The 14,324-nt window shown below is 75.1% G+C and carries 1 protein-coding gene; it reads right to left on the bottom strand.

Going from position 1 to position 14,324, the window contains the following annotated elements:
• Positions 1 to 13 precede the first annotated feature (13 nt).
• On the bottom strand, positions 14 to 14,188 hold the full coding sequence (locus tag ACSMX9_RS28500; RefSeq protein WP_445398324.1) for a type I polyketide synthase: 14,175 nt from the start codon (positions 14,186 to 14,188) through the stop codon (positions 14 to 16).
• Positions 14,189 to 14,324 lie beyond the last annotated feature (136 nt).

Here is a 14,324-nt window from a genome sequence, read left to right as displayed (position 1 = left end):
TGCCAACTCCCTCTCAGGACATTCCGAAGTTGTTGTCGAGCAGGGCGAACAGTTCGTCCGCCGTCGCGGTCGCGGGGTCGTCCACCGGTGCGGGCGGGGGCGGCGTGCCGTCGGCCTGTTCGGTGCGCCGCGCCCAGGTGCGCAGCAGTTCGCCCAGTCGGTCGCCGACCCGGTCGGCGCCCGCCGTCCCGGGCGGGACCGTCGCGAGGGTCACGGCCAGCCGGTCGAGCTCGGCCAGCAGGGGCGGGAGCGGCTCGGGGACGGCGGACAGTTCCGCGTCGAGGTGGGCGGCGAGCGCCTCGGGCGTGGGGTGGTCGAAGACGATCGTCGGGGGGACGGCCAGTCCGGTGGCTTCGCACAGCCGCTTCCTGAACCGCACCGCGAGCATCGAGTCGAAGCCGACCTCGGAGAAGGAGCGTTCGGGCCGCACCGGTCCCGATCCGACGTACCCGAGGACCGCTGCCGCATGGCCGACGACCAGGTCGAGGAGCGCCTGGCGGCGGCCCTTGCGGTCCAGGTCGGCCAGCCGTTCCGCCAACGGAGCGGCCGGGGCTTCCGCGCCGTCGCGGGCCGCTGCGGCGGGTTCCGCGGCGACCGGCGCGGCGAGGACCGACGCGCCGCTCCGGCCCGGTGTGGGCAGCCAGTAGCGTTCGCGCTGGAACGGGTAGGTCGGGAGGTGGAGCGGGGCGGGTTCGGGCGGGGCGGGCACCCAGGTCGACCAGTCCACCGGGCCGCCGGCGGCCCACGCTTCGGTCAGCGAGGCCAGCAGTCGGTCCCGGCCGCCGTCGCCGCGCCGCAGCGTGCCGACCGCCGACACCTCCCGCCCGGCGTCCTCGGCCACCGCCTCGATCCCGCCGAGCAGCACCGGATGGGGGCTGACTTCGACGAAGAGGGCGTGGCCCGCCTCCATCAGGGTGCGGGTCGCGCCCGCGAAGTCGACGGGCTCGCGCAGGTTGCGGTACCAGTAGTCGGCGTCCAGCGACTCTCCGGCGACGGGCTCCCCGGTCACCGTGGAGTAGAGCGGGACCGTCGAGGCGCGGGGCCGTATCCCTGCCAGTGCGGCGCGCAGTTCGTCCTCGATCTCGGCGACCTGTGCCGAGTGGGCCGCGTAGTTCACCGGGACGGTCCTGGCCCGCAGTCCTTCCCGGTCGCACGCGGCCAGCAGGGCGGACAGGTCCGCCGGTTCCCCCGCGACGACCACCGCGTCGGGGCCGTTCAGCGCGGCGACGCAACTGCGTCCGCCGGCCGGTAGCAGGGCCTCGGTGCGTGCGGCGGAGGCGGCGACCGACACCATGCCCCCGCTGCCGGCCAGGCGTAGCAGTGCCCGGCTGCGCAGTGCCACCACCCGGGCCGCGTCCTCCAGGCAGAGGGCTCCGGCGACGCAGGCGGCGGCGATCTCGCCCTGGCTGTGTCCGACCACGGCGTCCGGCGCGATGCCGGTGTCGCGCCAGTGCGCGGCCAGGGCGACCATCACCGCGAAGAGCACGGGTTGGACGACGTCCACGCGGTCGAGCGAGGGCGCGCCGGGGGCGTTGCGCAACACCTCCGTGAGGGACCAGTCGACGTGCGGGGCGAGGGCGTGCTCACAGGCGGCGACGGCGTCGGCGAACGCTTCCGAGACGTCGAGCGCCTCGGCCGCCATCCCGGCCCACTGGGAGCCCTGGCCGGGGAAGACGAAGACCGTCCGCCCGCCGCGCACGCGGTCCTGCACCGCGTGCGGTGCGGGTGCTCCCGCGGCGAGCGCGTCCAGCCAGGCGAGGAGTTCCTCACGGTCGCGGCCGGTCGCCGCGGCCCGGCAGGGCAGGGCGGGGCGGGTGGTGACCAGTGCGTGCGCCAGGGCGGCCGTTCCCCGCCCGGGGTGGGCCCGCAGGTGCTCGGCGAGCCGCTCCGCCTGGTCCCGCAGGGCGGTGGGGGTCCTGGCGGAGAGCAGCCACGGCGCCGTCCGCCCGGCCTCCTCGGGCGGCCCGGCGGGCGGGTCCTGAGGGGCCGTCGTCGAGCCGGTGCCGGGGGCGGCCTCCAGGACGGCGTGAGCGTTGGTGCCGCTCATGCCGAACGCGGACACCCCGGCCCGGCGCGGCCGGTCCCCGTCCGGGGCGGGCCAAGGGCGGGCCTGCGCGAGCAACCGGACCGCGCCCGCGGACCAGTCCACCCGGCTCGACGCCTCGTCCGCGTGGAGGGTGCGGGGCAGGACCCCGTGCCGCAGGGCCAGCACCGTCTTGATCACTCCGGCCACCCCCGCCGCGGCCTGGGTGTGCCCGATGTTCGACTTCAACGACCCCAACCACAACGGCCGCTCCGCCGAACGGTCCTGACCGTAGGTCGCCAACAACGCCTGCGCCTCGATGGGATCGCCGAGGGTGGTGCCGGTGCCGTGCGCCTCGACCAGGTCGACGTCGGCGCCCCGCACCCCGGCGGTGGCGAGCGCGGCCCTGATCACCCGCTGCTGGGCGGGGCCGCTGGGCGCGGTGAGGCCGTTGCTGGCACCGTCCTGGTTGACCGCGGTGCCCCGGACCAGGGCGAGCACGGGGTGCCCCAGGCGTTGCGCGTCGGAGAGCCGCTCCACCAGCAGCACGCCCACGCCCTCGCCCCAGCCCGTGCCGTCGGCCGCCTCGGCGAAGGACCGGCAGCGGCCGTCCGGCGACAGGCCCTGCTGCCGGCTGAACTCGACGAAGGCGTCCGGGCTGGCCATCACCGCCGATCCGCCGACCAGGGCGAACGAGCAGTCCCCCGAGCGCAGCGCCTGCCCGGCCAGGTGCAGTGCCACCAGGGAGGAGGAGCAGGCGGTCTCCACGGTCACGGCGGGGCCGTTCAGGCCGAGGGTGTAGGCGATGCGGCCCGAGGCGACGCTGGTCACGGTGCCGCTGAGCAGGTGCCCCTCGGCTTCGGCGGCCGGGTCCTGCGGTCCGGCGCCGTAGCCCTGGGCGGCGACGCCGACGTAGACGCCGCCTTCGCTGCCGCGCACCGAGGAGGGGTCGAGGCCGGCCCGTTCCAGCGCCTCCCAGCTGGTCTCCAGCAGCAGCCGCTGCTGGGGGTCCATCGCCAGCGCCTCGCGCGGCGAGATCCCGAAGAACTCGGCGTCGAACTCGGCGGCTCCGTCCAGGAAGCCGCCTCCGGTGGTGGCGAAGGTTCCCGGGTGCAGGGGGTCCGGGTCGTACAGCGCGTCCAAGGGCCAACCGCGGTCGGTCGGCAGGGCCGTGATCGCGTCCACCCCGTCGGTCACCAGCTGCCACAGGTCCTCGGGGGAGCCGACGCCGCCGGGGAAGCGGCAGGCCATGGAGACGATCGCCAACGGTTCCCCGGGGGCCGCGGCCACCGGGGCGGGCCCGGGCGGGCCGTCCACGGCGACGGCTTCCGCACCACGGAACTCGGCGAAGAGGTGGCTGCCGAGGGCGGCCGTCGTCGGATGGTCGAAGACCGTCGTGGCGGGCAGCGGCAGGCCGGTGGCCGCGACCAGCCGGTTGCGCAGTTCCACGGCGGTGAGCGAGTCGAAGCCCATCTCGCGGAACGGGCGGTCCAGGGCGAGGTCGCCGGCCGATTCGTGGCCCAGGACGACGGCGGCCTCGTCCCTGACCAGTTCCTGCAACAGCTTGCGGCCCTCCGGCGCGGGCAGGTGCTCCAGCCTGCGCCGCCACGAGGGGTCGCCCTCCGGGTCCGGGGCGCCGGGCGCCCCCGTCGCCGGGGAGTCGCCGTCCGCCGCCTGGGGCAGCGCGCGCAACAGGGCGCTGTGCCGTACCGAGGTGAACGTGGGGGTGAAGCGGCTCCAGTCCACTGCGGCGAGCACCGGTTCGGCCTCGTCCCGTGCCACGGCGAGGCCGAGCGCGGCGAGCGCCGACGCGGGGGCCATCGGCACCAGCCCGTGGCGGCGGAGGGCGTCGCCGACCTCCCCGTTCGCCATGCCCGCGCCGGCCCAGGGGCCCCAGGCCACCGAGGTCGCCGTGAGGCCCCGGTCACGGCGGGCGGCGGCCAGGCCGTCCAGGTGGGCGTTGGCCGCCGCGTACGCGCCCTGGCCGCCGCTCCCCCAGGTGGCGGAGATCGAGGAGAACAGGACGAAGGCGTCCAGTTCGGGGTCCTGGAACAGGGCGTCGAGGTGGGTCGCGCCGCGGGTCTTGGCCGCGGTCCGCTCGGCCAGTTCCTCCAGGGTGCAGTCCGCGATCGCGGTGTCCGTGGTGAGCCCCGCCGCGTGCACCACCGCACGGACCGTGTCGCCCGTGTCGTGCAGCTGCCGCAGAACGTGTTCCAGCGCCGTGCGGTCGGCGACGTCGCAGGCCAGCACCGTGCTGCGGGCCCCCGATTGGGCCAGGGCGGCGGCCAGTTCGGCGGCTCCCGGCGCCCGGGGGCCGCGCCGGCTCAGCAGGACCAGGTGCTCCGCGCCCCGGTCCGCCAGCCAGCGCGCCACCTGGGCGCCGAGGCCCCCGGTGCCACCCGTGACCAGGACCGTCCCCCGCGGCGTCCAGGCCGGGCCCGCGGAGGCGTCGGCCGCCGGTGCGGGAAGGAGCCGGCGGGCCAGCGGGCCGGCCGGCCGCAGCGCCACCTGGTCCTCTCCGTCCAGCCCGGCCAGTACCGCGCACAGCCCGTCCGTGGCGGGTGCGTCGAGGCGTTCCGGCAGGTCGACCAGGCCGCCCCAGCGGTCGGGGTGTTCCAGCGCGGCCACCCGCCCCAGTCCCCACACCTGGGTCTGCTCGGGATGCACCGGTCCGGTGCCCCGCGTCGTCACCGCGCCCCGGGTGGCGCACCACAGCGGTGCGGTGGTGCCGCTGTCGCCCAGGGCCTGGAGCAGCAGCAGGGAACCGCTCAGCGACACGTCGAGCGCGGGCAGCCGCGGGTGACGGCCGGTGGCCAGGCCCAGCAGCGACAGGACGCCCGTGAGGTCACCGGACTCCCGGAGCCGAGCGGTCAGTTCGGCGCGGTCCGCGTCGGCCGGTACCCGGAGCACCGCCACCTCGGCGCCGTGTGCGGCGAGGGCCCGTTCGCAGGCGGGGGCGGTGTCCTCGGCGCCCGGACCGTCCGGGGTGACGAGGAGCCACCGTCCGGAGAGCCGGGCCGGGGCGGGCGGGGCCAGCGGCGTCCAGTCGATGCGGTAGCGGTCGGGTCCGGTGGCTTCGGCGCCGCGCCGGGCGCGCCAGGACGGGACGACCGGGGTGGGCGCCGCTTCGGGCCAGAAGCGGCGGCGCCGGAAGGGGTAGGTGGGCAGGTCGACCCGCCGGACGGGGGTGCCGTCTCCGCCGGCCGACCAGTCCACCTGGACGCCGCGCAGGTGCAGCGAGGCGAGGGCCGTGCGGACCGCGCCCGCTTCCGCGCGGCCGTCGCGCAACAGCGGCACCGTCCCGCACTCCTCGGGGTCCGGCAGGCAGCCGGACACCATCCCGGACAGGACGCCGCCCGGCCCCACTTCGAGGAAGGTCGTGGCGCCCTCGGCCCGCAGTCGACGGGCGCCGTCGAGGAAGCGGACGGTGCCCCGCACGTGGCGCACCCAGTAGTCCGGCGAGCGGAGCTCCTCGGCGGTGGCCGTCCGTCCGGTCAGGTTGGAGACGACGGCGACCGTGGGCGCGTGGTAGGTCAGTCCTTCGGCCACCTGCCGGAACTCGTCGAGCATCCCGTCCATCCGGGCGGAGTGGAACGCATGGCTGACGCTCAGGCTCCGGGTGCGTCGCCCGAGGGAGCGGAACGCGCGGGCGAGGCGGTGCACCGCCTCGCCGTCGCCGGACAGCACCACGGAGGTGGGTCCGTTGACGGCGGCGACGTCCACGGCGCCCGTGCCGTCCTCCGTGCCGGCCCGGTGGTCCTGGAGCGCCTGTCGCGCCTCCTCCTCGGTGGCCTCCACCGCCACCATCGCGCCGCCGTCGGGCAGGGCGTCCATCAGCCGTCCCCGGGCCGCCACCAGGGCGCAGGCGTCGCTCAGGTCGAGGACGCCGGCCGCGTGGGCGGCGGCGAGTTCGCCGATCGAGTGCCCCATCAGCAGGTCGGGCCGTACGCCCCAGTGCCGGACCAGCCGGAACAGTGCCGTCTCCAGGGCGAACAGGGCGGGCTGGGTGTAGCGGGTGCGTTCGAGCAGCTCCGCTTCGGGGGTGCCGGGTGCGGCGAACAGGACGTCGCGCAGCGGCAGGTCGAGGTGCGGGTCGAGCCCGGTGAGCGCCTCGTCGAGGGCGTCGGCGAACACCGGGTCCTCGCGGTACAGTCCGGCGCCCGCGCCCACCCGTTGACTGCCCTGGCCCGGGAAGAGGAAGGCGGTCCGACCGGGGTGTCCGGTTCCGCCGGTGAGCACCGAGGCGGAGCTCCTGCCCCGGGCCAGCGCCGTCAGCGAGCGCCGGACCGCGCCGCGGTCCCGCCCCAGGACGGCGGCACGGTGCTCGAACGAGGCGCGCCCCGCGGCCAGCGAGTGGGCGACGTCGGCCAGTTCGACGCCCGGGTCGGCGTCGAGCCGGGCCAGCAGCCGCTCGGCCTGCGCCCGCAGGGACTCGGGGGTCCGGGCGGAGAGCAGCAGCGGTACGGTCACCCGGGAGCGACGGGCGGGGGCCGCGGGCGCCGGGTGCGGCGCGGCGGCCGGGGCGGGCGCCTGCTCGACGATCACGTGCGCGTTGGTCCCGCTGATGCCGAACGACGACACGCCCGCCCGGCGCGGCTCGTCGCCGCGCGGCCAGGGCGTCCGCTCGGTGAGCAGCCTCACCTCGCCGCCGGACCAGTCGACGTGCGGGTTCGGCGCGGCGACGTGCAGGGTCCCCGGAAGTTCGCCGTGCCGGATCGCCAACACCATCTTCATCACCCCGGCCACCCCCGCAGCCGCCTGGGTGTGGCCGATGTTCGACTTCACCGAGCCCAGCCACAACGGGCGGTCGGCCGGCCGGTCCTGACCGTGGACGGCTTGGAGCGCCTGCGCCTCGATGGGGTCGCCGAGCACGGTGCCGGTGCCGTGGGCCTCGACCGCGTCGATCTGGTCGGCGCGCAGCGCGGCATCGGCCAGGGCGGCCCGGATCACCTGTTGCTGGGAGGGTCCGTTGGGGGCGGTGAGCCCGTTGCTGGCGCCGTCCTGGTTCACCGCGGTGCCGCTGATCAGCGCGAGCACGGGATGGCCGTGACGCAGGGCGTCGGAGTGGCGTTCCAGCAGCAGGACGCCCGCGCCTTCGCCCCAGCCGGTGCCGTCCGCGTCCGCGGAGAACGCCTTGCACCGGCCGTCGCCGGCGAGTCCGCGCTGCCGGCTGAACTCCACGAAGAGCTTGGGCGTGCTCATCACGGTCACTCCGCCCGCGAGGGCCTGCTCGCAGTCGCCCCGCCGCAGCGCCTGCACGGCCAGGTGCAGGGCGACCAGCGAGGACGAGCACGCGGTGTCCACGGTCAGCGAGGGCCCTTGGAGGCCGAGGACGTAGGAGAGTCGCCCGGAGAGCACGCTGGCCGTGTTCCCGGTCAGCAGGTGTCCCTCGGAGATCCCCTCGGCGTCCTCCAACAGCGCCGGGTAGTCCTGGCCGTTGGTGCCGACGTAGACGCCGACCCGACGGCCCTTCAACGCGGACGGGTCCTGGCCGGCGTTCTCCACCGCTTCCCAGGAGGTTTCCAGCAGCAGCCGCTGCTGGGGGTCCATCGCCAGCGCTTCCCGCGGCGAGATCCCGAAGAACTCCGCGTCGAACTCGGCCGCCTGGTGCAGGAAGCCGCCCCGTCTGCTGTACGTGGTGCCGGGGTGGTCGGGGTCCGGATGGTACAGCCGCTCGGTGTCCCAGCCCCGGTTCGACGGCCAGTCGCCCACGGCGTCGGTGCCCTCGGCCAGCAGTCGCCAGAAGTCCTCGGGGTGCTCCACCCCGCCGGGGAAGCGGCAGCCCATGCCGACGACGGCGATGGGCTCGCCGTGGTCGGGCGCGCCGGCCGCGGCGTCGGCGCCGGCGGTGCCCGCCGGGGTCTCGGGGGCGGTGTCCGGCAGGCCCAGTTCCGTGAGCAGTCGCCCGGCCAGCGAGGTGGGCGTGGGATGGTCGAACAGGACGGTGGTCGGCAGTCCGAGTCCGGTGGCAGCGGCAAGCCGGTTGCGCAGTTCCACCGAGGTCAGCGAGTCGAAGCCGAGCGTGGAGAACGCCTTCCCCGGCAGCACCGCCCCGGCGTCCGGGTGGCGCAGCACCAGCGCCGCATGGGTGCGCACCAACTCGGTGAGCGTCCGGAGCCGGTCCTCGCGACGGGGCAGGACGGCCAGCCGTTGCCGCAGCTCTTCCGCGGTGTCGCCGGCCCGTGCGGGCCGCCCGGCGGCGGTGTCCGGTGCGGCCGTCACCGCGGCGGGGTCCGGCATCCCGTCCAGCAGGGCCGTGGACCGCAGTCCGGTGGCGGCGGCGAAGCGCCGCCAGTCCACGTCGGCCACCAGGACCAGGGCGTCGTCCTCCGTGAGGGCCCGCCCGATCGCGGTGACCGCCGACTCGGGCTCCATCACCGGCATGCCGAAGTCCCGCAGTCGTTCGGCGACGCCGTCCGCCAACAGGCCGGGCCCGGACCAGGCGCCCCAGGCCACCGACGTTCCCGGGAGCCCCGCGGCCCGGCGGGCCGCGACCAGGGCGTCCACCGCGGCGTTGGCCGCCGCGTAGTTGCCCTGACCGGCGTTGCCGACGACGCCCATCACCGACGAGAACACCACGAAGGCGGAGAGGTCGAGCCCCGCGGTGACCTCGTGGAGGTGCTGCGCGGCGGTCAGCTTGGCGCGCAACGGGGTCGCGAGCCGCGCCGGGTCCAGGGCGCCCAGCATGCCGTCGTCCAGGACGCCGGCCGCGTGGACGACGGCGACCAGCGGGTACTCCGCCGGAGTGTCCGCGACCAGGTGCGCCAGTGCCTCGCGGTCGGCGACGTCACAGGCCGCGAAGGCCACTTCGGCGCCCAGCGCCGTCAGCTCCGTCCGCAGTTCGTCCGCACCGGGTGCCTCGGCACCGCGCCGGCTGACCAGCAGCAGTCTCGCCGCGCCTCGGCCCGCGAGCCAGCGCGCCGTGTGCGAGCCGACCCCGCCGGTCCCGCCGGTGACGAGGACCGTGCCGTGCCGAAGCGCGTCCCACGGCGCCCCGGCGTCCGGGGCGTCGGTCGGCAGGGCCCGCGGGGGTGCCGGACGCAGTCGGCGCCCGTGGACCCCGGTGGACCGCACGGCCACCTGTTCCTCGTCGGCGACGGCTCCCGCGAGCACCGCGCACAACCGGCGGACGGCCCGCTCGTCCGGCACCTCGGGCAGGTCGACCAGCCCGCCCCAGCGGTGCGGGTGTTCCAGTGCCAGGGTCCGGCCCAGCGCGGCGGACGCCGCCTGGCCGACGTGCCCGGGTCGCTCCGAGCCGCCCAGCACGGCCGTGCCGGTCGTGAGCACCCACAGCCGGGTGTCGATCCCGGCGTCCTCCAGCGCCTGGGCCAGTGCGAGGGTCAGGGCTGGACCGCCGGGGAGGTCGGGGTGTTCGGGGTGCGGGCGCTGCTCCCAGGACAACAGGGAGAGCACCCCGGCTATCGGCTCCTCCCCCGCGGCCTTCAGCAGCAGCGCGGCCAGCTGTTCCCGGGTCGCGCCCGGGTCGGTGACGGGGCATTCGACGAGGTCGACCCCGTTGCCGTGCAGTGCCTCCAGGACGGCGTCGGCGACGGGACCCTCGGGGCGCGGGACGAGCCAGCGGCCGACCAGACCGTCCAGGGGAACGGTCGACAGCGGCACCCAGGAGACGCGGTACCGCCAGGAGTCCGCACGCCGTTCACGGGCTCGGGCGGCACGCCAGCCCGACAGGGCGGGCAGGACCTCGTCCAGCGCGTCGCGGCGGACCCCCAGCTCACCGGCCAAGCGGGCGGGGTCCTGGCCTTCGAGGTCGTCCCAGCCGTCTTCTACGGCGGAGGAGGTCGGGACGGGGTCGGGGGACGCCAGCCAGTAGTGCCGGTGTTGGAAGGCGTAGGTGGGCAGTTCGACCCGCCGGCCTCCCGGGAACATCCCCGACCAGTCGACCGGCAACCCCCGCACATACCCCTGACCGAGGGAGAGCAACAGCCGTTCCATGCCCCCCTCACCACGACGCAGCGTCCCCAGCACCGCCGCGTCCACCCCCGCCGCCTCGACCGACTCCCCCACCGCCACCGCCAACACCGGATGCGGACTCGGCTCCACGAAGAACCGGAAACCCTCCCCCAACAGGGCCCGGGTCGCCTCCTCGAACCGCACCGTCTCCCGCAGATTCCGATACCAATACCCCGCATCCAACGACGCCGTGTCCAACCACCCACCCGTCACCGTCGAAAAGAACGGCACCGAACCAGAACGCGGCACAATCCCATCCAACTCAACCAACAACCGCTCACGAACCTCCTCCACATGCACCGAATGCGACGCATAATCCACCTCAATCCGACGCACCCGCACCCCCTCACCCACCAACTCCTCCACCAACTCCTCAACCGCCACCACATCACCCGCCACCACCGTCGACAACGGACCATTCACCGCCGCCACCGACAACCCACCACCCCAACCAGCAATCCGCTCCCCCACCTCCCCCACACCCAACGCCACCGACACCATCCCCCCACGACCCGACAACCCCCCCACCAACCGACTCCGCAACGCCACCACCCGCGCACCATCCTCCAACGACAACCCACCCGCCACACACGCCGCCGCCACCTCACCCTGCGAATGACCCACCACCCCATCCACCACCACACCACACGACCGCCACACCTCCGCCAACGCCACCATCACCCCCCACAACACCGGCTGCACCACATCCACCCCCACCAACGAACCCGACGAACGCAACACCTCCGACAACGACCACCCCACATAAGGCGCCAACGCCCGCTCACACTCACCCAACCGCCCCGCAAACACCCCCGACTCACCCAACAACCCCGCAGCCATCCCCACCCACTGCGAACCCTGACCCGGAAACACCAACACCGTACGACCCGACACCACACCACCACCCCGCACCAACTGAGGCACCACACCCCCCTCCGCCAACACCCGCAGCCCGTGCACCAGTTCATCCCGATCGGCACCCACCACCACCGCACGCTCCCCGAAACGCGAACGCCCCACCGCCAACGAGTAACCGACGTCCACCACGTCCAACGCCGGCTCCGCCGCCACCCGCGCCACCAACGCAGCCGCCTGACCCCGCAACCCCGCACCATCCCGAGCCGACAACGGCCACACCACCGACCGCGGAACGACCCCGGTCGAAGCGACCGGCTCGCCCGAAGCCACCACCGGCGCCGACTCCAGAACCACATGGGCATTGGTCCCGCTCACCCCGAACGACGACACACCCACCCGACGCGGCCGACCGGTCTCCGGCCACGGCACGGCCTCGGTGAGCAGGGAAACGGCGCCCTCGGTCCAATCGACCTGGGGCGAGGGCCGATCGACGTGCAGGGTCTTCGGCATCAGCCCGTGCCGCATCGCCAGCACCGACTTGATCACACCGCCCACGCCCGCCGCGGCCTGGGTGTGCCCGATGTTGGACTTCAACGAGCCGATCCACAGAGGGCGTTGTGCCGGGCGGTCCTGACCGTAGGTCGCCAACAGCGCCTGCGCCTCGATCGGATCGCCCAACCGGGTGCCGGTGCCGTGCGCCTCCACCACGTCCACCTCGGACCCCGCAAGACCGGCATCCGCCAACGCCGCCCGGATCACCCGCTGCTGCGACGGACCGTTCGGCGCCGTCAACCCGTTCGACGCACCATCCTGATTCACCGCCGAACCCCGCACCACCGCCAACACCGGATGCCCCCTACGCACCGCATCCGACAACCGCTCCACCAACACCAACCCCACACCCTCGGCGAGGCCGAACCCGTCGGCCGCCGCCGCGAACGCCTTGCAGCGACCGTCCGGAGCCAGGCCCCCCTGCCGGCTGAACTCCACGAGCATGCCGAGCGTGGGCATCACCGTGACCCCACCGGCGAGCGCCAGCGAGCACTCCCCCGACCGCAGTGCCCGCACCGCCAGGTGGAGGGCCACCAGCGAGGACGAGCACGCCGTGTCCACGGTGATCGCGGCTCCCTCCAACCCGAGGGTGTAGGCGAGCCGGCCGGACACGACGCTTCCGGTGTTGCCGGTCAGCAGGTGGCCGCCGAGGTCGGTGCCCTGTTCCAGGCGGGGTCCGTAGTCCATGGTCATCGCCCCGACGAAGACGCCCGTGCGGCTCCGCCGCAGGGTCGACGGATCGATCCCGGCCCGCTCCAGCACCTCCCAGGCGGTCTCCAGCAGCAGCCGCTGCTGGGGGTCCATCGCCAACGCCTCCCGCGGCGAGATCCCGAAGAACTCCGCGTCGAACTCGGCGGCCCCGTCGAGGGTTCCGGCCTCGCGCTGGTAGTACCGCCCCGGCGTGCCCGGTGCGGGGTCGTACCGGCCTGCGGTGTCCCAGCCCCGGTTGGTGGGGAGCGCGGAGACGGCGTCGGCGCCCGCCGACACCAAGGTCCAGAGCTCCTCCGGACTGTTGACGCCGCCGGGGTAGCGGCATCCCATGCTGACGATCACCACGGGGTCATCGTCCGCGGCCCTCGCCGGCTCCACGGCCGGGTCCGCACCGCTGCCGGGCCGGTCACCGACGAGTTCGGTGCGGAGGCGTTCGGCCAGTTCCTCCGGGGTGGGGCAGTCGAACACCACGGTCGACGGAATCCGCAGCCCGGTGGCCGCGCCCAGTCGGTTGCGCAGTTCCACTGCCGTGACGGAGTCGAATCCCAGGTCGAGGAAGGTCAGGTTCCCGGGCACCACCGGATCGGTGCGCCCGGTCAGGGCCACGACCTCCCGTGCCACCAGGCGCAGCAGGACCGCGCGTTGTCCGGGCTCGTCCTTCTCCGCCAGTTCCGCGCGGAGCGCCAGGCCGTCTCCTTCGCTGCCGGTGGCGTCGTCGGGCAGGGTCAGGTCGGCCGGGGCGGGCTCCACGAAGGCCGCCAGCGGCAGGTCCAGCGGGCGGGGCTCCCGTCCGGCGGACGCCGTCTCCGCGTCGGGCGTCACACCCTGCACGTACAGCTCGCCGAGCGAGGCGAGGAAGCGGGCGGGGCCGCCCTGGTCGCGGCGGAGCGTCCCGAGGACGGCGGCCCGCGCGCCGCGTTCCTCCGCGCAGTGGGTGAGGGCGGAGGTCAGCACGGTGTGCGGGCTGACCTCCAGCAGCACGTCGTGGCCGGCGTCCAGCAGGGACTCCGCCGCCTGCTGGAACCGGACGGTGCTGCGCAGGTTGCGGCACCAGTAGTCGGCGTCCAGCACGGGGGCGTCCAGGAGTCCCCCGGTCAGCCCGGAGTAGTACGGCAGGTGCGCGGTGAGCGGCTGGAGCGGGGCCAGGTCGGCACGGAGCCGGGGGACGATCTCGTCGATGTGCGGGGAGTGCGCGGCCAGCCCGACCGCGACCTTCCGTGCGTGCACTCCGTCCGCGGCCAGTTCGGCGAGGAGTTCGGCCGCGGCGTCGGAGTCTCCCGAGACGATCACGGACCGGGGCCCGTTCAGGGCGGCGACGACGAGGCGGCCGTCCCAGCGCCGCAGCCGTGGCTCCACCTCGCCGACCGGGGCCATGACGGAGACCATGTCCCCCCGGCCGGCGAGGGTCGCCTGGGCCCGGCTCCACAGGGCCACCACCCGCGCGGAGTCGTCCAGGGAGAGTGCGCCGCAGACCGCGGCGGCGGTGACCTCGCCGACGCTGTGCCCGAGCACCGCCTCGGGTTCGACCCCGTGGGAGCGCCACAGCGCTGCCAGGGACACCGTCACGGCGAAGAGCAGGGGTTGCACCACGTCGGCCCGGTCCGCCGCCGGCCCGTGCGGCGCTCCCGGGTCCCGGAGCGCGTCCGGCAACGACCAGTCGACGAACGGTTCCAGCGCCTGGACGCACTCGTCCATCCGGTTGCGGAACACCGCGGAGGCGTCCCACAGGTCCACCGCCATCCGGGGCCACTGGGCGCCCTGGCCGGGGAACACGAAGGCGACCCGGCGGTGCGAGCCGCCGGTGTTCCCCTCCAGCAGACCGGGGGCGCCCCGGCCCGCGGCGAGTGCGTCCAGCCGGTCCAGGAACCCTTCGCGGTCCTGCGCCACCAGTGCGGCACGTCGGCTCCCGTCGGCGGCGGCGCGCGCCAGGGCGAGTGCGATGTCCTCGGGGTTCCAGTCGTCACGACCGGCCAGGTGCGCGCGCAGGGCGCGCGCACCGGCCGCCAAGGATTCCCTGCCGCTGCCGGCCATGGTCCAGAGCAGCGGCGATCCCGTACCCGTTGAGTGCGCCATCGTGTTTCCGGACTCCTTCACGGCGAGCAGGACGCATCAGTCACCGGACCACCGGGGTGGGCCCGATTTCCCGGGTCGACCCCTGCCCGTTCGCTTGTCTTGACGTCCGGCGCGAACGACTGCCGGACCCGCGTGC

Source organism: Streptomyces sp. LE64, assembly GCF_052606915.1.
The sequence above is the reverse complement of the archived record's forward strand: the minus strand, read 5'-3'. Positions and strand labels throughout refer to the sequence as shown.